Annotated in this window: 9 protein-coding genes; 5 read left to right on the top strand and 4 right to left on the bottom strand. The window is 60.2% G+C overall.

All coding sequences use genetic code 11. The annotated features are described in order from the left end of the window. Window positions 1-27: 27 nt before the first annotated feature. From minE to minC, 3 genes are all read right to left on the bottom strand, one after another. The gene (minE, locus tag J3P97_RS19725; RefSeq protein ID WP_039594520.1) at window positions 28-282 is read right to left on the bottom strand and encodes a cell division topological specificity factor MinE; all 255 of its coding nucleotides are present in this window, start codon (window positions 280-282) and stop codon (window positions 28-30) included. After that, window positions 282-1,094, bottom strand: a complete 813-nt coding sequence (gene minD / locus J3P97_RS19720; RefSeq protein ID WP_042728954.1) for a septum site-determining protein MinD — start codon at window positions 1,092-1,094, stop codon at window positions 282-284. Before minD ends, minE begins: the two co-directional genes overlap by 1 nt. 201 nt (window positions 1,095-1,295) lie before the next feature. Beyond that, window positions 1,296-2,030, bottom strand: coding sequence for a septum site-determining protein MinC (minC, locus tag J3P97_RS19715; RefSeq protein ID WP_030142350.1), 735 nt, complete (start codon window positions 2,028-2,030; stop codon window positions 1,296-1,298). A gap of 118 nt (window positions 2,031-2,148) precedes the next feature. Here minC and J3P97_RS19710 point away from each other — a divergent pair, with 118 nt between their 5' ends. After that, window positions 2,149-3,081 (top strand): lipid A biosynthesis lauroyl acyltransferase, encoded by a 933-nt coding sequence (locus J3P97_RS19710; RefSeq protein ID WP_305499505.1) that lies wholly within the window; start codon window positions 2,149-2,151, stop codon window positions 3,079-3,081. 35 nt (window positions 3,082-3,116) lie between these two features. Beyond that, on the top strand, window positions 3,117-4,304 hold the full coding sequence (locus tag J3P97_RS19705; RefSeq protein WP_434672574.1) for a patatin-like phospholipase family protein: 1,188 nt from the start codon (window positions 3,117-3,119) through the stop codon (window positions 4,302-4,304). A gap of 53 nt (window positions 4,305-4,357) precedes the next feature. Here the strand turns inward: J3P97_RS19705 and J3P97_RS19700 are convergent, their stop codons facing one another. Further along, a complete protein-coding gene (locus tag J3P97_RS19700) occupies window positions 4,358-4,633 on the bottom strand; it encodes a hypothetical protein (protein WP_434672573.1) in 276 nt (91 codons plus the stop codon). A 233-nt stretch (window positions 4,634-4,866) separates the two neighbouring features. Here J3P97_RS19700 and J3P97_RS19695 point away from each other — a divergent pair, with 233 nt between their 5' ends. Genes J3P97_RS19695 through J3P97_RS19685 form a run of 3 tightly spaced genes read left to right on the top strand, consistent with a single transcriptional unit; the run spans window position 4,867 to window position 19,255 of the window. Continuing rightward, window positions 4,867-6,573, top strand: coding sequence for a ShlB/FhaC/HecB family hemolysin secretion/activation protein (locus tag J3P97_RS19695; protein WP_434672572.1), 1,707 nt, complete (start codon window positions 4,867-4,869; stop codon window positions 6,571-6,573). Between the two features lie 22 nt (window positions 6,574-6,595). Beyond that, the gene (locus J3P97_RS19690) at window positions 6,596-18,871 is read left to right on the top strand and encodes a filamentous hemagglutinin N-terminal domain-containing protein (RefSeq protein WP_434672571.1); all 12,276 of its coding nucleotides are present in this window, start codon (window positions 6,596-6,598) and stop codon (window positions 18,869-18,871) included. After that, window positions 18,872-19,255, top strand: coding sequence for a hypothetical protein (locus tag J3P97_RS19685; protein WP_434672570.1), 384 nt, complete (start codon window positions 18,872-18,874; stop codon window positions 19,253-19,255). It abuts the gene before it with no gap. Window positions 19,256-19,314: the final 59 nt, after the last annotated feature.

Raw genomic sequence — 19,314 nt, 5'->3', positions numbered from 1 at the left:
GAGCCGCCGTGGCACCTGCTGGGTCGATCAGCGATCCGGCAGGGTGATATTGAGTTCCAGGATCGAGCAGCTGCCCTGGCTTTCCAGCGCGACATGCACGTCATCGTTGCCGATATTGACGTACTTGCGGATCACTTCCACCAGTTCCTTCTGCAAGGCAGGCAGGTAGTCCGGGGTACTGCGTTGGCCGCGTTCGTGCGCCACGATGATCTGTAGACGCTCTTTCGCGACCGAGGCGGTACTGGGCTTTTTGTTGGCACGAAAGAAGTCAAAAAGGTTCATTACCTACCTCCAAACAGGCGCTCGAAGAAACCTTTCTTCGTGACGTCGAGGAATCGATGCTCGACGGTTTTGCCCAGCAGACGATCGACCGCATCGCTGTACGCCTGGCCGGCGTCGCTCTGGTCGTCAAGGATGACCGGCACGCCGGAGTTCGAAGCCTTGAGTACCGCCTGGGATTCCGGGATCACGCCCAGCAGGGTCACCGCGAGGATTTCCTTGACGTCTTCGACGCCGAGCATTTCGCCGTCGCTGACGCGTTGCGGGTTGTAGCGGGTCAGCAGCAGGTGCTCCTTGATCGGCTCCTCGCCGTTCTCGGCGCGACGGGATTTGCTTGCCAACAGGCCGAGCATGCGATCGGAGTCGCGTACCGACGAGACTTCCGGGTTGGTCACAACGATCGCTTCGTCAGCGAAGTACATGGCCAGGTGGGCACCTTTCTCGATACCGGCCGGGGAGTCGCAGACCACGAATTCGAAGTCTTCCTTGAGTTGCATCAGGACTTTTTCCACGCCTTCCTGGGTCAGCGCGTCTTTGTCGCGAGTCTGGCTGGCGGCCAGTACGTAGAGGTTCTCAAGGCGCTTGTCCTTGATCAGGGCCTGCTGCAGGTTCGCTTCGCCATTGACCACGTTGACGAAGTCATAGACCACGCGACGCTCGCAACCCATGATCAGGTCGAGGTTACGCAGGCCGACGTCGAAGTCGACGATGACTGTTTTGTGGCCGCGCAAGGCGAGGCCGGTACCGATAGCGGCGCTGGTGGTGGTCTTACCCACACCACCCTTGCCGGATGTAACCACGAGAATCTTGGCCAAGGTGTTTCACCCCTAAGGAAAAAGGACTTTGTCAGCCCCTGAAAAACATCTCTGGAAAAACTGCTGCAACTGGACAGGCTTGGCTGGAATCGGATGCGGGCGGGGTCTACCTTGGGTAAACAGTGCCTGATCCTTTTTCCTACGTCATTCAAGCCGTTTTCGCTAGGTTTTAGAGATGCTTGGAAAATGCGGCAGTATCCGTTAAAGCCGAATGATGTTCAACACGTCGCCCGACAGGCTTACCTGGACCCCGGCACCCCATAACGGGTCGCGCCGCAAGTCCTCGGAAACCTTGTATTGCCCGGCGATAGAGACCAGTTCAGCGCTCAACTGCTGACAGAAGATCCTTGCCTTGGTGTCACCCTTGACACCGGCCAGCGCACGGCCGCGCATCGGGCCGTATACATGGATGTTGCCATCGGCGAGAAGTTCCGCACCCGGGCTGACCGAGGACACCACGACCAGGTCGCCGCCCTGGGCGTAGATCTGCTGCCCGCCGCGTACCGGCGAGGTGATCACGCGGGTCGGCTTGATGGTCGGCTCCGGCGGTTTTTCCGGTTTTTTCGGTTCCGCCGGGCTCAGCTCCAGCACGCGTTCACGGGCGCCGGAGGGTGGCAGCACCGGAATGTCCACGGCGATGGCGGCGGCGATGTCTTCGATGCGGCTGGCGCGGATCGCCAGGGTGCGTAGCCCATGCTGGCGGCAAACGCGCATCAGCCCCGGCAAGTCGACCGAGCCCTCACCGGCCGGCAGCTTGTCCAGCGCCAGTACCAGCGGGGCATTGCTGAAAAAATTCGGCGCCTGGGCGACTTTCGCCGCGAGTTGCCGGTCAAGGCCTTCCAGGTCGTTACGGGCCAGCTCCAGCACCGTAATGGCGAGCATGCTGCCCTTCAGCTGGAACACGGGATCTTGGTCTAGCGGTTCGGTTTGGCTCATGGTCGGCGTACAACGGCTTGTCACTAAAAGTGCCGAGACTTATAACGAGATCGTCCGCGAGCCGCAAGCCGGGTCGAACGATGTAGAATGCGCGGCCCAGGTATTAATGGAAGCTGTAATGGATCGCCCGCGTTTTCGAGCTGCTTTTTTTCATCCGCGTTTCTGGCTGCTGTGGTGCGGCCTGGGGCTGTTGTGGCTGATCATCCAGTTGCCTTATCCGCTGCTGTTACGGATCGGTCGCGCCTTGGGGGCGTTGATGTATCGGGCGGCCGGCGACCGACGGCGCATCGCCAGTCGTAACCTGGAACTGTGTTTCCCCGAAAAATCCGCCGCCGAGCGCAAGCGTCTGCTCAAGGAAAACTTCGCCTCCACCGGCATCGCCTTCTTCGAAATGGCCATGAGCTGGTGGTGGTCGCGTTCGCGGCTGGCGAAGCTGGCCCATGTCGAAGGCCTGGAGCATCTCAAGCAGGCCCAGCGCGACGGCAAGGGCGTGATCCTGATGGCGCTGCATTTCACCACGCTGGAAATCGGCGCGGCGCTGCTCGGCCAGCAGCACACCATCGACGGCATGTATCGCGAGCACAAGAACCCGTTGTTCGACTATATCCAGCGCCGGGGCCGCGAACGGCATAACCTCGATTCCCTGGCGGTAGAACGTGATGACGTGCGCGGCATGCTCAAATTGCTGCGCGCCGGCCGGGCAATCTGGTACGCACCGGATCAGGACTACGGCGCCAAGCAAAGCGTGTTCGTGCCGCTGTTCGGCATCCAGGCGGCCACGGTCACCGCGACCAGCAAATTCGCGCGCCTGGGCAAGGCACTGGTCGTGCCGTTCGTTCAGGAACGCCTGGCCGATGGCAGCGGCTATCGTCTGGTGATCCAGGCGCCGCTGGAGGATTTTCCCGGCGAGACCGAAGAGGTTGATTGCCTGCGCATCAACCAATGGGTCGAGCGCTCGGTAAGCCAGTGTCCCGAGCAATACCTCTGGGCCCACCGGCGCTTCAAGACCCGGCCGCCCGGCGAGCCGAAGCTGTACGATAAACGCGGTTGATCATATAGCCCTATGACTGGACACGGAGTATCGCGATGACCCCAGCTGAACCGGTAACAGGTTTGATTCTTTCCGGCGGTGGGGCTCGAGCGGCGTATCAGGTCGGTGTATTGGCGGCGATTGCCGAGTTGCTGCCGGAGGGCGGTCGCAACCCGTTTCCGGTGATTGTCGGTACCTCTGCCGGTGCGATCAATGCGGTCAGCCTGGCGAGCGGAGCGATGGACTTCAAGACCGCCATCGAACGCCTGACGGCCTTCTGGCAAGCCGTGCGCAGCCACCAGGTGATGCGCAGCGACTGGCGCGGGGTCATGGGCCAGGCGACGCGGTTCATCGGCCATAGCCTGCTTGGCCTGGGAGCCAAGCTGCCGGTGGCGCTGATCGACAGTTCGCCGCTGCGCGAACTGCTCCAGGCGCAATTCCATGCCGCGGGTATCGAGCAGGCGATTGCCGAGCACCAGTTGCGCGCGGTGGCGGTTACTGCCTTTGGCTACGAATCCGGCCAGGCGGTGACCTTCTATCAGGGCCGTGGCACCATCGACGCCTGGCTGCGTCATCGGCGTATCGGTGTGCCCACTCAGCTGTCGGTGGAACACCTGCTCGCCAGCTCGGCGATCCCTTTGCTGTTCGCGCCGGTCAAGATCGGCCCGCAATATTTCGGCGACGGCGCGGTGCGCCAATCGGCTCCCATCAGCCCGGCCCTGCACCTGGGGGCCAACCGCGTGCTGGTCATCGGCGTCAGCGGCAACCCGCGCAGCGTGTCGGCCCAGGATCCACTGGAACGCAGCTACACCGGCCTGCAGCCGACCCTGGCGCAGATCGGCGGCCATATGCTCAACAGCACGTTCATCGACAGCCTGGAAAGTGACATCGAGCTGCTTGAGCGCCTGAACAGATTCAGCCACATGCTGCCAGACGATGTGCCGGCCCACGCCCTCGGCGCGGCACCGGTGGAAGTGCTGGTGATTTCCCCAAGCCAGCCGATCGACGAAATTGCCGCGCGCCATCGCCAGGAGCTGCCCCGAGCGTTGCGGGTATTTTTGCGTGGGCCGGGTGCGACCAAGACCAGCGGTGCCAGTGTGTTGAGTTATCTGTTGTTCGAGAAAGGTTATTGCAGCGAACTGATCGAGCTGGGACGGCAGGATGCCCTGGCGCAACGCGAAGCCTTGATCCGGTTCCTGAGGTTGGCCCAGCCCGGGGTTGCGCTCGGCCTCGCGGCGAATTGACCGGGCGACGCCAGGCCGGTCTGGACAGTCCTTTCCTATCCGCGCCAGGCTGATTATTCGGCTTTGTTCTGCGCCTCTTCAAGCTCCCTCAGGCGCTTATCGATCAGTTGGCATTTGTCCGGTACGTCCTTGCTGGACGTTTCCAGGTTCATCGCCTGCAGTTCTTCATTCATTTCCTTGGCCTTGGCCGGATCCTGTTCGGTGAGCTTGGTCACTTTATCCGCCAGTTGCTCGCGCTTGATGGTCGCTTCTTCGGGGGTGCAGGTGGCCCAGGCGGGCAGGGCGCAGGTGAGGGTGGCGGCGAGGGTGAGTTGGATGAGGTTTTTCATGGCTCGGGCCTCGTATTCCTTTGTTGGGCAGGTAGACGGTTGAGGCCGGGCTGCCAGGGAAAGTTCATTTGCGCGGTTCCCGGTAACGAGGTTTCCCGACTTTCAGGATCGTCTGGTTTCGGATGAATGGTCGCGACACCCCGCTCAAAGCTCGAACGGTTGGTTGACGTCAAAATGATGGCTCATTAATATCGCGCCACTATTTTGATGTCATTGATTTCGAGGGATCGAACATGTTCTCACCCGCCCCTTGGGCGAGGTTGTGCCTGGCTTTGCTGTGCCTCTCTCCGCTTACCCTTGCTCTCGCCGCGCCGACGCCCGGTGATACCGACCTGATCCGCGAGCGCCAGAACCGCTTGCTCGAAGAGCAACGCCGGCGTCTCGAGGAACTCAAGGACTTGCCCGGCAAGGAGGCGCAACCGGCCCAGCCGACGACGCCTGCCGAGACCCGCTGTTTCACGATCAAGACCATCGAACTCAAAGGCGCCGACAGCCTGTCCGCCAGCGAGCGCGAGCAGTTGCTCAAGCCCTACATCGGCCAATGCCTGGGCGTGCCGCAGCTTAACGAACTGCTCAAAGTCATCACCGACCATTACATCGAGAAAGGCCTGGTCACCAGCCGCGCCTACCTGCCGCAACAGGATCTGTCCGCCGGGCATTTGAGTGTGTTGGTGGTGGAAGGGCGTCTGGAAGGCCTGAAGGGCGCCGAGAACAGCCGGTTGTCACCGCTGGAGTTGGCGATGGCGTTTCCCGGCAAGACCGGCGAGTTGGTCAACCTGCGGGAAATCGAACAACTGGTGGACCAGCTCAATCGCCTGCCCTCGAACCAGGCGAAAATGGAGCTGACCCCCGGCCAGAACGTCGGTGGCAGCGAAGTTCAGGTGACCAACGATCCGCAAAAGCCCTGGCGTGCCGGCCTGTCCCGCAGCAACGACGGCCAGCGCAGCACCGGCGAGCAACAGTGGGGCACCAGCTTTGAATGGGACAGCCCGTTGGGGTTGGCCGATCAGTTGATGTTGCGCGGCGGTCACGACGCGATGACCGACCACCAGCACACCTCCAACAACGCCATGCTTTATTACAACCTGCCCTGGGGCTGGTGGAACTTCAGCTACACCTACAGCCAGAGCGAATATCGCTCGCAGATCCCGGCCAACGGCTTCAACTTCAAGCAGACCGGCGACAGCCAGAACCATCAGTTGCGCGTCGAGCGGGTGATCCATCGTGACGCCGTCAGCAAGACCTCCCTCAACACGGGCCTGGCGTACCTGCGCACCAACAACTTCATCGAAGACAGCAAGCTCGATGTCAGCAGCAATCGCCTCAGCGAAGGCCAATTTGGCATCAACCATGGCCGCCGGATCGGCAACGCGTTCGTCAACCTGGACCTGGGCGTGCAGCAAGGCATCGGTGCCTTCGATGCCCAGGGTGATAACGACCCGGGCCCCGGCCAGGCCGACGCGCATTACCGCAAGTACACGGCCACCGCCAGCTACCTGCAACCCTTCAAGGTGTGGGGCGAGTCGTTCAGCTTCAGCAGCCTGATGACCGGCCAGCGCAGCGAAGACGTGCTGTTCAGCCCGCAACGCATGAGCCTGGGCGGGCAGTCGTCGATTCGTGGCTACAAGGACCAATCGTTGTCCGGCGACAGCGGCGGCTACTGGCGCAACGACCTGCGCTGGAGCCGTCCGGTGACGCTGGAGTGGCTGCGCCCGGTGTTTGCCGAATACGGCACCAGCCTTGGTTATGACCAGGGCGTGATCCGTGGCGATCGCTACAACGACGATCAGCACGGGCGCATGTCGAGCAACTCGCTGGAGTTGTTCGCACGTGGCGAGCACCTGAGCGCCAGCGTCACCTTCGCCCATTCCCTGGAACGTCCGGATGCCCTGACCGAGCGCGAAGCGCCGATCTACTTCCGCGTAGACGTATCCATTTAATCTGCTGCAACGAGACCTGATCATGGACGACCGCCAATACGCCTTCCTGGCCCGCCAACCTTCTGCTGCCCTGGAAAACCGCGAGCGGTTTCTCGGGATGCCCAAGCGCGGTCTGGCGTTCCTCTTGGCCAACGTCATGTTCTGGCAACCGATGTGGGCCCAGGCCGAAGGCATCGTCGTCAGCGCCCCGGGCACCGGCCTGGATCGGGCCGGCAATGGCGTGCCCATCGTCAACATCGCCAAGCCGAATGCCAACGGTCTGTCCCACAACCAGTTCAAGGACTACAACGTCGGCAGCAACGGCGTAATCCTCAACAACGCCACCTCGCGCACCCAATCCACGCAACTGGGCGGGATCATCGTCGGCAACCCGAACCTCCAGGGCGCAGCCGCCACGACCATCCTCAACGAAGTCAACGGCGGCAGCCCCAGCCAGTTGCGCGGCTACACCGAAGTGGCCGGGCAATCGGCCCACGTCATCGTCGCCAACCCCTACGGCATCAGCTGCAACGGCTGCGGCTTTATCAACAGCCCGAAAGTGACCTTGAGCACCGGCAAACCAATCGTCGAAAACGGTCGGCTGGATCGTTATCAAGTGGACCAGGGCAGCGTCGCCATCGAAGGCGCCGGTCTTAATGCCAGCAACGTCGACCACTTCGAAATCATCACCCGTAGCGCCAAGATCAACGCCGAGATTCAGGCGAAGAACCTGACGATCGTGGCCGGTCGCAACGACGTCAACGCCGATACCTTGAGCGCCACCGCCCGCGCCGATGACGGCAGCGCCAAGCCGGAACTGGCGATCGACTCCTCGGCGTTGGGTGGCATGTACGCCGGCGCGATCAAGCTGGTCGGCACCGAGGCTGGGGTTGGGGTGAAGCTGGACGGCAAGTTGATTGCCAGTGGCGGGGATATTCAGCTCGATGCCAATGGGCATTTGAGCATGGTCGATACCTCGGCCAGCGGGGCGGTCAACGTCAAGGCGGCGAGCCTTGATGCGCAGGGCCCGGTTTATGCCGGCACGACGCTGAATGCGCAGACTCAGGGTGACCTGAGCAATCAGCAAACCCTCGCCGCGCGGGACAGCATCACGTTGAATGCCGGTGGGCAGTTGAGCAACAGCGGCATTATTGAAGCCGGAGTGAATGCCGACACCACGCGCAATGCTTCGGGAGATGTGAGCCTTACAGCGCAGAACCTGAACAACAACGGCAAGAGCATCGTCGCCAGCCGTAACCTCACCGCCAACGTTGCGCAAACCCTGAACAACCAAGGCGGCACCCTGAGCGCCGGGCAAACCGCCACGGTAAAAGCCGGGACGCTGGACAACCAGAACAAGGGTCGCGTGCTGAGCAGCGGCGCGCTGGGCGTTACTGCCGACAAACTCCTCAACACCCAAGGCACCGTCAGCAGCAACGGCAACCTGACGGCCAATGTCGGGCAGTTGATCAACAACGCCGGTGAGCTCAGCAGCCTGGGTAACGTCACGTTGCGCGTTGCCTCGCTGGATAACGTCGCGGGTCTGGTGGCGGCGGGGCAGATGCTCGACATCAGCGCCAGCGGCCAGATAAACAACCAGAGCGGGCGCCTCACGGCGAGCAAAAACGCCCAATTGAGCGCCGCGTCGCTGGACAACCGCCAGGGCTCGCTTTCGACCCAACAAGGGCTGAACCTGAACCTGGCGGGGCAACTGCTCAACGCGCAGGGCAGCGTGATCAGCAGCGACACGCTGCAGTTGAAGGCCGGCCAGGTGAACAACGCCGCCGGCCGCATCGCCAGTGCCAAGGCGCTGGACGCCAGTGTCACCGGCCTGGATCAACAGGGCGGTCAGTTGTTCAGCAACACCAGCGTTGCGCTCGACCTCAACCACGGGCAGTTGAACAACCAGGGCGGGCTGATCAATGCCCCCGGCAGCCTGTTGCTGAAAAACCTCGCGGCCGTGAACAACCGCGACGGCGAAATCTCCAGCAACCAGGCGTTCAGTCTGAACGCCACCAGCCTGGACAACAGCGGCGGCAACCTGAGCAGCAATGCAGACCTGACCGTAAACATCGACGGCACATTGACCAACGTCGATGGCGAGATTTCCAGCGCGGGCCTGACCCGGCTCAACGCGTTGGCCTTGAATAACAGCAACGGCCAGGTGCTCGGCGATAACGCCTTGGACATTGACGTGGGCGGTGCGCTGGACAACCGCAACGGCGTGCTCGGCTCGGGCAAGGCTGTGGCGATCAAGGCGGCCAGCCTGAACAACAGCGCCGGCGGCCAGTTGATCAGCGACGGCAGCCTGACCGCACGCATCAGCGGTGTGCTGGACAATCAGAACAAGGGCGAAGTGGTTGCCAAGGGTGCGATTGACCTGCAAACCGGCCATCTCGACAACCGCGGCGGTCGTCTGGCCGGCAATGATCTGCTGAGCGTGCACAGCGATTCCGTGGATAACCGTGGCGGGAGCCTGCGCGCCGACAAGGCCTTGCAATTGACGGTCGGTCAACTGGACAACCGGGAGGCCGGGGTCATTTCCGGCAAAAGCAGCGTCACCTTCGACGGCGCGCGCCTGGACAACCGCGCGGGGTTGCTGACAAGCGTCGGCCCGCTGACCTTGAAGGTCCGTGAAGTACAGAACGGCCTCGGTCGCATCTCCAGCCAAGGCCAACTCACTGCCAACCTCGGCGCCCTGCAACAGCAGGGCGGTGCGCTGGTCGCTCAAGGCAATCTCAGCCTGAGCGCCGACACGCTGGATAACCGCAACGGCGGTTTGGTCGGTACCACAAAGGCACTGGATCTGCAGGTCGGGCAGATCGATAACCGGGCCGGCGAATTGTCCGCCGGTCTTGGCGCAACGATAGGCGGCCAGCGGCTGGACAACAGCGAGGGCGGCAAGCTCATCGTCGGCACTGACCTGGAAATGAAAGTTGCCGAGTTGATCAACCAGAGCAAGGGGCTGATCCACGCCCAAGGCCACATGGCCTTGAGCGGCACCTCGCTGGACAACAGCGAGGGTCTGCTCAACAGCCTCAACGGCCTGGTGATCACCCTCGATAACGCACTGTTGAACAGCAAAGGCCTGATCAGCAGCGAAGGCGAGTTGACTGTCGAGGCGGGCAGCCTCGACAACACCGCGGGCAGCCTGAGCAGCGCCGCGATGTTGTCGATTGCCAGCGGTGCAGGGTTGATCAACCAGGGCGGCTCCATCAGCACCGACGCCGCACTGACCGTCAAAAGCGCCAGCCTGGACAACAGCCAGAAAGGCCTGATCTCGGGCAAGGGCGCGACCCAGGTCACCACCGGGACCCTCAACAACAGCCAGGGCGGGCTGCTGACCTCGGGCAATACCCTCACGCTCAACGCCACGCAGGTGAACAACGCCGCCGGCCGTATTGCCAGCAGCCAAGCCCTGACCGCATCGGTCACCGGGTTGGAGCAACAGCAGGGTGAATTGTTCAGCAACACCCGCCTGAGCCTGGACATGAACCAGGGCCAGTTGAACAACCAGGGCGGCTTGATCAACGCCTCGGGTGCGTTGCTGATGAGCAACCTCAAGGACGTGAATAACCAGGGCGGGGAAATTTCCAGCAAACAGGCGTTCACCCTGTCCACGCAGAACCTGGATAACAGCGGCGGTAAAGTGCTCAGCAGCCAAGGCCTGATGCTCAGAACCGCCCAGATTCTCAACAACGCCCGCGGCGTCATCTCGGCCGCCTCGCTGGACAGTCGTAGCAACAGCCTCGACAACAGCGATGGCTTGATCAGCAGCCGTGACCGACTCGATGTGACCGTCGACTCCTTGCTCGACAACCAGCGCGGCTCACTGATCGCCGACGGCGCGCTGCTGTTGGCTGCCGATCGCCTGGACAACCGTGCCGGGAGCATCGCCGGCAAGACCGGGCTCGATGCGAGCGTCAACACGGTGGATAACCGTCAAGGCACGTTGATCAGCACCGACGCCCTGACGCTGAAGGCCTCCAGCCTCGACAACCGTCAGGCCGGTTTGATCGGCGCGACAAAAGCGCTGGATCTCGACGTGGATGAGCTGGACAACCGTGGCGGTGAGCTGTCGGGTAACGCCGACGTCACGCTGGTCAGCCAGAACCTCGACAACAGCGACGGCGGCCAGGTGTTCGCCGGGCAAGCGCTGAAGTTGACCGTGGACAAATTGCTCAACCGCACCAAAGGCCTGCTCAGCGCCAAGACCGAACTGGAGCTCAACGGTGGCTCGCTCGACAACAGCGGCGGCTATCTGGTCAGCCAGCAGAACCAGCGCATCAACCTGAGCCGCGACCTGCTCAACACCCAAGGCCAGCTCAGCAGCGAAGGCACCCTGAACGTCACCGCCGCCAACCTGATCAACACCGGCGGCAGCCTGTCCAGCGCGGCGGACCTGACCGTGCACAGCCTGGGGCGCGTCGACAACCAGGGCGGCGAACTGGTCACCGACGGCGCATTGCTGCTCACCAGCGCGGCGCTGGACAATCGTCAGCAGGGCAATATCAGCGGTAAAGGCGCGGTAAACGTCACCACCGGTGCTTTCGACAACAGCCAGAAGGGCCGGCTCAACAGTGGCGGCACGCTGAACCTGACGGCCGCCCAGGTCACCAACCAGGATGGCGGCCGCATCGGCAGCCAAGGCGCGTTGACCGCGTCGGTTACTGGCCTGGACCAACAGGGAGGTCAGCTGTTCAGCAACACCTCGCTGAGCCTGGACCTGCACAACGGCCAGCTCAACAACCAGGGCGGCTTGATCAACGCCCCCGGCGCCCTGCTGTTGAAAAACCTCAACGGCGTGAACAACCAGGGCGGCGAAATCTCCAGTGCGCAAGCCTTTACCCTGGCGGCGCAAAACCTCACCAACGACAGCGGCAAGCTGCTGAGCGGCCAAAGCCTGACCCTGCGCATCGCCCAGGCGCTGAACAACGTCAAAGGCATGATCGGCGCGGCCACCGTCGATGCGAAGGCGCAAAACCTGGACAACAATGGCGGCACGATCACCAGCCGCGGCGGCCTTGAGCTGACTGTCGATCAACAACTGAACAACCAGGCCCAAGGCCTCATCAGCGCGGCGCAACTGCTCACCCTCAACAGTGGCGACCTGAACAACCAGGGCGGCAGCGTGTTGGCCGGCGGTGCGTTGATCCTCAACGCCATGGCCCTGAACAACAGCGCCAACGGCCTGATCAATGCCCAAGGCGACCTCACACTCGGCGCCGACTCCCTGGATTCCAGCAACGGTGGCGAAGTGTCGGCCAAGGGCGACATCAACCTGACCCTGGCATCGCTGACGCAAGACGGCGGCCGCCTGCTCGGCGAAAAAGCCGTCACCCTGAACCTCGGCAACGGCGACCTGAACAATCGCAATGGCCTGATTACCGGCAAAGGTCCGCTGACGTTTAATGCCTTGCGCGACCTGAACAACCAGGGCGGCGAAATCTCCAGCAGTCAGAGTTTCAACCTCAAAGGCCGGACCCTGGATAACAGCGGCGGCAAGCTGATCAGCAGCCAGAACCTGAGTCTTGACGGCCAGGCATTGGTCAACCAGAACGGTTTGATTTCCGGCTGGCAAGGACTGCTGGTCAACGGCGCGAGCCTGGACAACCGCAACAACGGCACACTGTCCAGCCGCAACGGCAATGTAAACCTCAACCTGCTGGGCAACCTGCTCAACGGCGACGGCGGGGCGTTGGTCAGCCAGGGCAGCCTGGGCGTGACGGCCGTCTCGGTGGACAACACCAAGGGCATTCTCAGCAGCGGCGGTGCGCAGAACCTCACCCTCAGCGGCGAGTTGGATAACGGCCAGGGCGGCCTGATCGACAGCGGCGCGGGCCTGACCATCAAGGCCACTTCCGTGGCGAACGTCAGTGGCGCGGTCAATGCTCAGCAGGCGCTGACAGTCGACACCGCCGGGTTGAATAACCGCCAGGGCAGCCTGATCGGCAACGCAGCCGTCAACCTGAACCTCAATGGCGTGCTCGACAACAGCGGCGCCAAGCTTGCCAGCGCCGGTCCGCTGACCGTAAAAGGCGCGACCGCGATCAACAACCAGGGCGGCCAGATCGCCAGCCAGGATCAACTGACCCTGCTCACCGGCGCTCTGGACAACAGCAACACCGGCACCGTCGCGGCAAAAAATGCCCTGGCGATCACCGCCACCGGCGCCGTGCAGAACCATAACAACGGCCTGATCTACAGCCAGACGGCTGATGTCGAACTGAATGCCGCAAGCCTTGCCAACGGCAAGGGCGAGATGCAGGGCCAGACCGGCCTGGACCTCGAACTGAGCGGCAACCTCGACAACCAGGGCGGCAAACTCATCGCCCAGACCGGCGACGTCAGCGTTGGCGCCGCCAGCATCGACAACCGCGGCGGCACCCTTGCCGCACTCAAAGGCGCGATTGAAGCGCGCACCGTGGGCGTATTGCGCAACGGTCTGGACGTGAACAACAAGGGCGGCGTGATCCAGGGCCAGCGCCTGAACATCCGCGCCTTGGCCGGCCTGAACAACAACGGCGGACGAATCGCGGCCCAGGCCGGCGATGTCATCATCAACACCGCCGACCTGAACAACCGCAACGGTGGCCTCTACGCCACCGGGCTGGTCAATGTCAGCGGCGCCAACCTGGATAACAGCGCCGGCCAGATCGCCGGCAACCGTATCGAGCTGGGCCTGAGCGGGGTGCTGACCAACACCGCTGGCATCCTGGAAAGCGACAGTACAATGGCGGTGCGCGCGGCGACCCTCGATAACCAGGCTGGACAGTTACGTGCCCTGGGCCGCGCTGGCAAAACCGACTTCCAGATCGGCAGCCTTTTCGACAACCGTAACGGCAGAATCGAAACGGCCAACAATGAGCTGACCCTCAACGCCGCTGACTTCCAGAACCTCGGCGGCAGCGTAGTGCACACCGGCAACGGCACCTTTGATATCTCCACCGCCAACCTCACCAAAGCGGGCGGCAGCCTCGTCACGCGTGGAGCCCTGACGCTCACGGCAGACAACTGGACCAACAGCAGCGTGATCCAGGCGGGACGGCTGACGGTTAATGTCAACAACCTGACCCAGACCAGCAGCGGGCAGTTATTGGCGTCCAATAGCTTCGTGGGCAGCGGCAGCAACTGGAGCAACGACGGGCTGATCGCCAGCGATGGCACGGCCAACCTTTTGCTGGGCGGAACTTATAGCGGCAATGGGCGCTACAGCAGCGTGGGCAGCTTGGGATTGACGGCCGCCTCGATGAACCTGGGCACTGCCGGCAGCGTTGCCGGCGGAGACATCTCGAATATTGGAATTTCCGGTCAACTCAACAACTCTGGCCGGATGACGTCTGCCTCTGGAATGACCGTCAACGCTGGCTCAATCAACAACTTCGGGACCTTAGGCAGCAGTGGCAACCTTCGCCTGGCCGCGTCCAGCCTGCTGAACCAGAACGGCTTGATTTTCAGCGGCGGCGACATGGCGCTGCGCGTCAATGACTTTACCAACCGTTTTGCCGACGTTTATGGGCTGGGCAATGTCAGCATTGGTCGTGACGACAATGGGGGTTGGAGTGCATCGATTGCCAACGTCTCGGCAAGCATTGAGAGCGGAGGGGACTTGACCCTGGCGGGTGACCACATCGAGAACCGCAAGGATGTGTTCGAGGCTACGGGTGGGTTGGTGTCGGGTTACATCGGGATCAAGTGTTACACCTGTGCAGCGTTCGCTCCATACATTGGTTACCGCGAAGACGGTTACATGGTCTGGGTAGAGAACTATACGTCCCAGATTGTTCAGGATTCTGCGTCAGCCAGTATGACGGCCGGAAGAGGTTTTCTAGCTAGTGGGGGCGAGTTTCTCAATCTGGCCTCGACGGTTAGCGCCGGCGGTAACTTGACCATGAACCTGCAGACTTTCACCAACAGCGGGGCGTCTGTAGGCGATTACAGTGTGCGACGCTCTTTCAACTTACCTCACAACGCTAATCAGAATATGGCTTATTGGGAGGCGGTAATGAACTACAACGCCGCCAACGATCCCCTTTACTATGACCAATACCAGCGTCCTAGCTTGCATGCCTGGAGCTCTACCGATGTCGAGTCCATGTTCAGGGTACTTTCGAAGTCTGGAGGTCGCGGGGATAATCCCTACACTTCCTTTGGCTTAGTTCATGTTGATGGGGCTCCTGACAATCTTGACCCGGCACACTACAACGATGGAGTGCGTACCGACGCCCCGGATTCTGTCAAAAACGCCGCTTTCTTCGAAAACACCATCACCTACAACGGTCCCTCTACCTTCGCCAGTGCCGTTGTACAGGCCGGCGGTGCGGTGCACATTAATGCAACTCAGAACCTCACCAACAGTGTCGTTCGTGAAGGCGTCACTATAAATAGCGGTGCCTCAAAAGTTGGGTCGAGTCAACTCGGCGGTCAAGTGACACCAGCGATCATACAAATCAATGGGCAACTCCCACCCAATCTCGCCCAACAACAGGTCAACCCATTGACCCTGCCAGGCTTCAGCCTGCCTACCGGGCAAAACGGTCTGTTTCGCTTGAGTGGCCAAGGGGGATCGAGCCAGCAAGCGACCCAAGCCAATAGCGGGCCACAAAGCTGGAGCATGAGCAGCTCCTCGATCAGCACTGCCCAGCGTCAGCAAGACTTGCCGGATATCCAGACGCGTAGCTTGCAGATCGGTGCCAGCGCCCCAGTGGCCTCTAGCGATCGACAACTGACCGCGACCACTCGTCAAACCACCGACAGCAATGTCAGCGCCAGCGCTCTCAACGTCAGTGCGCCCGTCGAAAGCGGCCACTCTACGCCAATGCCGGCTCGCAACAGCGGCCCTGGCGCTGTCACTCAAGTGGGGGGCGTCGACGGGACCAACCCAACGACGAACGTCGTTTCTACGCCAGTGACGAGCCAGACCATCACGCGCGTTCAAGGCTTGCCGGATACCTCGTTCAAATCCAACCCGCAGAAATACCTGGTCGAAACCAACCCGGTGCTCACAGACCTCAAGCAGTTCATGAGTTCGGATTATTTGTTGGAAAATCTCGGCTACGACCCGGACCAGAGCGCCAAGCGTCTGGGCGATGGTTTCTACGAACAAAAGTTGATTCAAGAGGCCGTCGTCGCGCGGACCGGCCAACGCTTCATTGACGGCCAGACCTCCAACGAGGACATGTTCAAGTACCTGATGAACAACGCCATCGCCAGCAAGCAGGAGCTGGACCTGGCCGTGGGCGTGAGTCTCACCTCGGAACAAGTTGCGGCGCTGACTCACGACATCGTCTGGCTTGAAGAGCATGTCGTGAACGGCGAAAAAGTCTTGGTGCCGGTGTTGTACATGGCACAGGCCAACAACCGCCTGGCACCGAACGGGGCGTTGATTCAGGGGACTGATGTTCAGTTGATTGCTGGGCAGGATCTGAAGAATGCGGGGACTTTGCGAGCGACCAATAACCTCAGTGCCAAGGCAACTAACGACATCGTTAACAGTGGGCTGGTCGAAGCGGGTGGGCGGCTGGATCTATTGGCGGATAAGAATATCGTCAACAAGGCCGGCGGTATCCTTGTAGGACGTGATGTGAACCTGACCACTACCACCGGTGATGTGCTCATTGAGCGTTCCATCACGGCCAGCGGTGACAATAAGCGCCTGCATCGCGAATACGTCGACAGTGCTGCACGTATCGAAGCCGCGAACGATTTGACCATCAAGGCTGGGGGCAACTTCACCAGCAATGGCGGAGTCCTTCAGAGCGGGCGAGACACCACTATCAATGCAGTCGGTGATGCCAATATTGTCACCGCCGAACAGCGTAACAGTGGAACGCTCGGCAGACAGACTTCAAGCATCACTCAATATGGCTCTACGCTTGATGTTGGCAGGGACTTGGTCGTTCGTGCCGGACGAAACCTCGCGGAAGTGGGCAGCCAGATTGAAGCCAAGCGCGACATTGGCATGACTGCCGTTGAAAACGTATTCCTGAGCTCCGCTGCCAACGAAAGCCACTCTTATTCCAAATCCAAGAAAGTCACGACCCAAGAGGACCACGTCAAACAGGTCGGTAGCAGCATAAAGGCAGGGGGAGATATTTTCCTAAGCGCCGGCAAGAACATGGCGGTGGTCTCGACGCAGATCACCGCGGGGGACGAGGCGTATCTGGTAGCTGGCGAGAAACTTGAACTGCTGGCCGCGCAAGATACCGATTACTCGCTGTATGACAGGAAAAAGAAAGGCCGTTGGGGCAAGCAGCTTAAGCGGGATGAGGTTACCAAAGTCACTCACATCGGTAGCGAGATATCCACCGGCGGTAGCTTGAAACTGATGAGCGGGGGGGATCAGAAATATCAAGTTGCCAAGTTGAACAGTAGTGGTGATCTGACTCTGCAAAGCGGAGGCGCCATTACCTTTGAAGGCGTCAAGGATCTCGATCAGGAAAGCCACACAAAAACCAATTCGAGCATGGCCTGGAATTCCATGAAGGGCAAAGGCCACACTGACGAAACCCTGCGTCAAAGTGAGCTAGTGGCGAAGGGCGACCTGGTCATCAAAGCCGTCGACGGCTTGAAAATCGACATCAAGCACATTGATCAGAAAACCGTCAGCCAAACCATCGATGCGATGGTACAGGCCGACCCTGAATTGGCGTGGTTGAAGGAAGCTGAAAAGCGAGGCGATGTCGATTGGCGTCGTGTAGAAGAAATCCACCAGAGTTTCAAGTATTCGAACTCGGGCCTTGGCGTCGCCGCCCAAATGGTCTTGGCAATTGTGCTGGCGGTGGTCACGGGCGGAGCTGGTGCGGGCCTGGTAGGGGCCGGCGCTGGAACCTTCTCGGCAGGCTTTGCCAATGCGGTTTTGATCGCGGTGGAAACCAGCGCAGTGAACAGCGCCATTAGCAACCAAGGTGATTTGGGCGCAGTTCTAAAAGACATCACCAGCAGCGAAAGTCTCAAGGGATATGTGGTTTCAGGGATGATGGGCGGTATCGGGAACAGCCTCGGCTACGACCCTACTAAACTGGGCTTCGATTGGAACAGCGTCGGTCAAATCGTCTTGAAGACGAGCGCAGAATCGGTGGTCCAAACCGCCCTGCAGGGCGGCAGCCTTGGCGATAATTTTGTCGATAACCTGCTCGGTGCCGTTATTGATATTGGCGGAGCTGTTGCCGCCAATAACGTCGGCAACCTGACCCTGGCCGAAGGAAGCCCCTCCAAAATTGCCGCCCATGCCTTGGTCGGTGGCTTGAAGTCGATGGCCATGGGGGGCGACTTCAAGACAGGGGCCTTGGCCGGAGGCGCCAACGAAGCGCTCGTGCAATACTTGGCGGAGCTGGTGCTGCCTAAAGGATATGATCCAAACCGACCAGGAGCCGAGCAGGACAAGGCCAATTTGTTGGCAATGTCGCAGTTGCTTGGTGTGCTCACAGCGGTGGTTTCAGGGACCGACCCTCAGCTTGCGGCAGACATTGCCGCCAATGCCACCCAGTACAACTACTTGACGCATTCCGACCTTGAGCGGGCGGCCAATCGGTTACAAGGCTGTCAGAGCAGCTCATGCATAGATGAGGCTTATGCCACATACCATGAGTTGAGCGAGCGGCAGACGCTGGAGGCACTGGTCAGCTGTGGCCAGCAAGTCGGGAATTGCAAGGGCATCTCGGCGCTGGATGCAGAGGTGCAGGCCAGGAAAGAAAAACTCCGTGATTTGATGGACTCAGCATCACCCAAAGCCCGCGAAACCTTTGAATTGTTGATTGCTGAAAACAACGAGTTTCAGAACCTGTTGGCGGGGGTGACCACAGAGCATTCGGCGAAGGCGGTGACGGATATCCTGATTTCGAAATGGGGTATAAGTCCGGAATACGCTAGGGCTATTATTGATGGTACCGTTACGCTTGCGGTTGGGATGGGTGCGGGTCGCAAGGGAGCGGGAGGAAACGGCGGAGGGACAAAAGGAACTGGAACCGTTTTCGATTCAATAAAAGGAACGCAAGATGTCTATCCTGGTTCTGTGGTTCCAAAGTCCTTTGAAATGAAGTTGCCTAACGGTCAAACAGTATGGGTACATGGGAACGCAACGGAGCACATGGCCGAATATGCAGCGTCCAAAGCACTCACCCATACTCCGGAAGCAGTGCGGCTAACAAGCCAGGTCCAGTTGGAAAGCTTCCAGTCCGCGGTGAATACGGCTACCAAAATCAAAATGCCGTATGGCGAAAGAATTAGTGTGGATGGGTGGCAACTAGAGTTCAAACCGCCTAGGGCAGAAGGCGAGCTACCCGCCATCATACACGCGAGATATACAGGGGCTTACTAAATGGATATTAAAATAGATAGCCCGATTCGGGTCGGGATGAGTTTGCTTGAGTTTGATGATCGTATTCCGTCGATAAGGTTTTTTGTAGAGTTGAGTGTTGAAAAATTTGAGTTTTCTTTTTCGATAAAAATGAGCTGCTGGATTGAGTGCGCTGTACTCGATACGTTTGTTGACATGCTTAAGCGGGAAAGGGTGGCTCGGATGCATGATGTAAACAATGACTTCTCTCTCGTAGTTGACTGTGAGAATAATAGATTGCTTTGGTCCTCTGTCAAAAGGGATGTTTTTGGCAATGCGATAAACACCGGTGGGGAAGAAGCTTTAGCTAATGGCGCAACGAGTAAAATACTACAGGAGTTTGAAAGCTATCCGAAATGGTGGTGATTTGGACTGTCTGGTCCTGAAATAGGTTTACACCTGTCAGGACTACAAAAAGGTACAAA

Origin of the sequence: Pseudomonas sp. R1-15, from assembly GCF_051132085.1 — a bacterium.
Classification (GTDB): domain Bacteria; phylum Pseudomonadota; class Gammaproteobacteria; order Pseudomonadales; family Pseudomonadaceae; genus Aquipseudomonas.
Note: the sequence above shows the minus strand (reverse complement) of the source record. Positions and strands in the feature narration are given on the sequence as shown.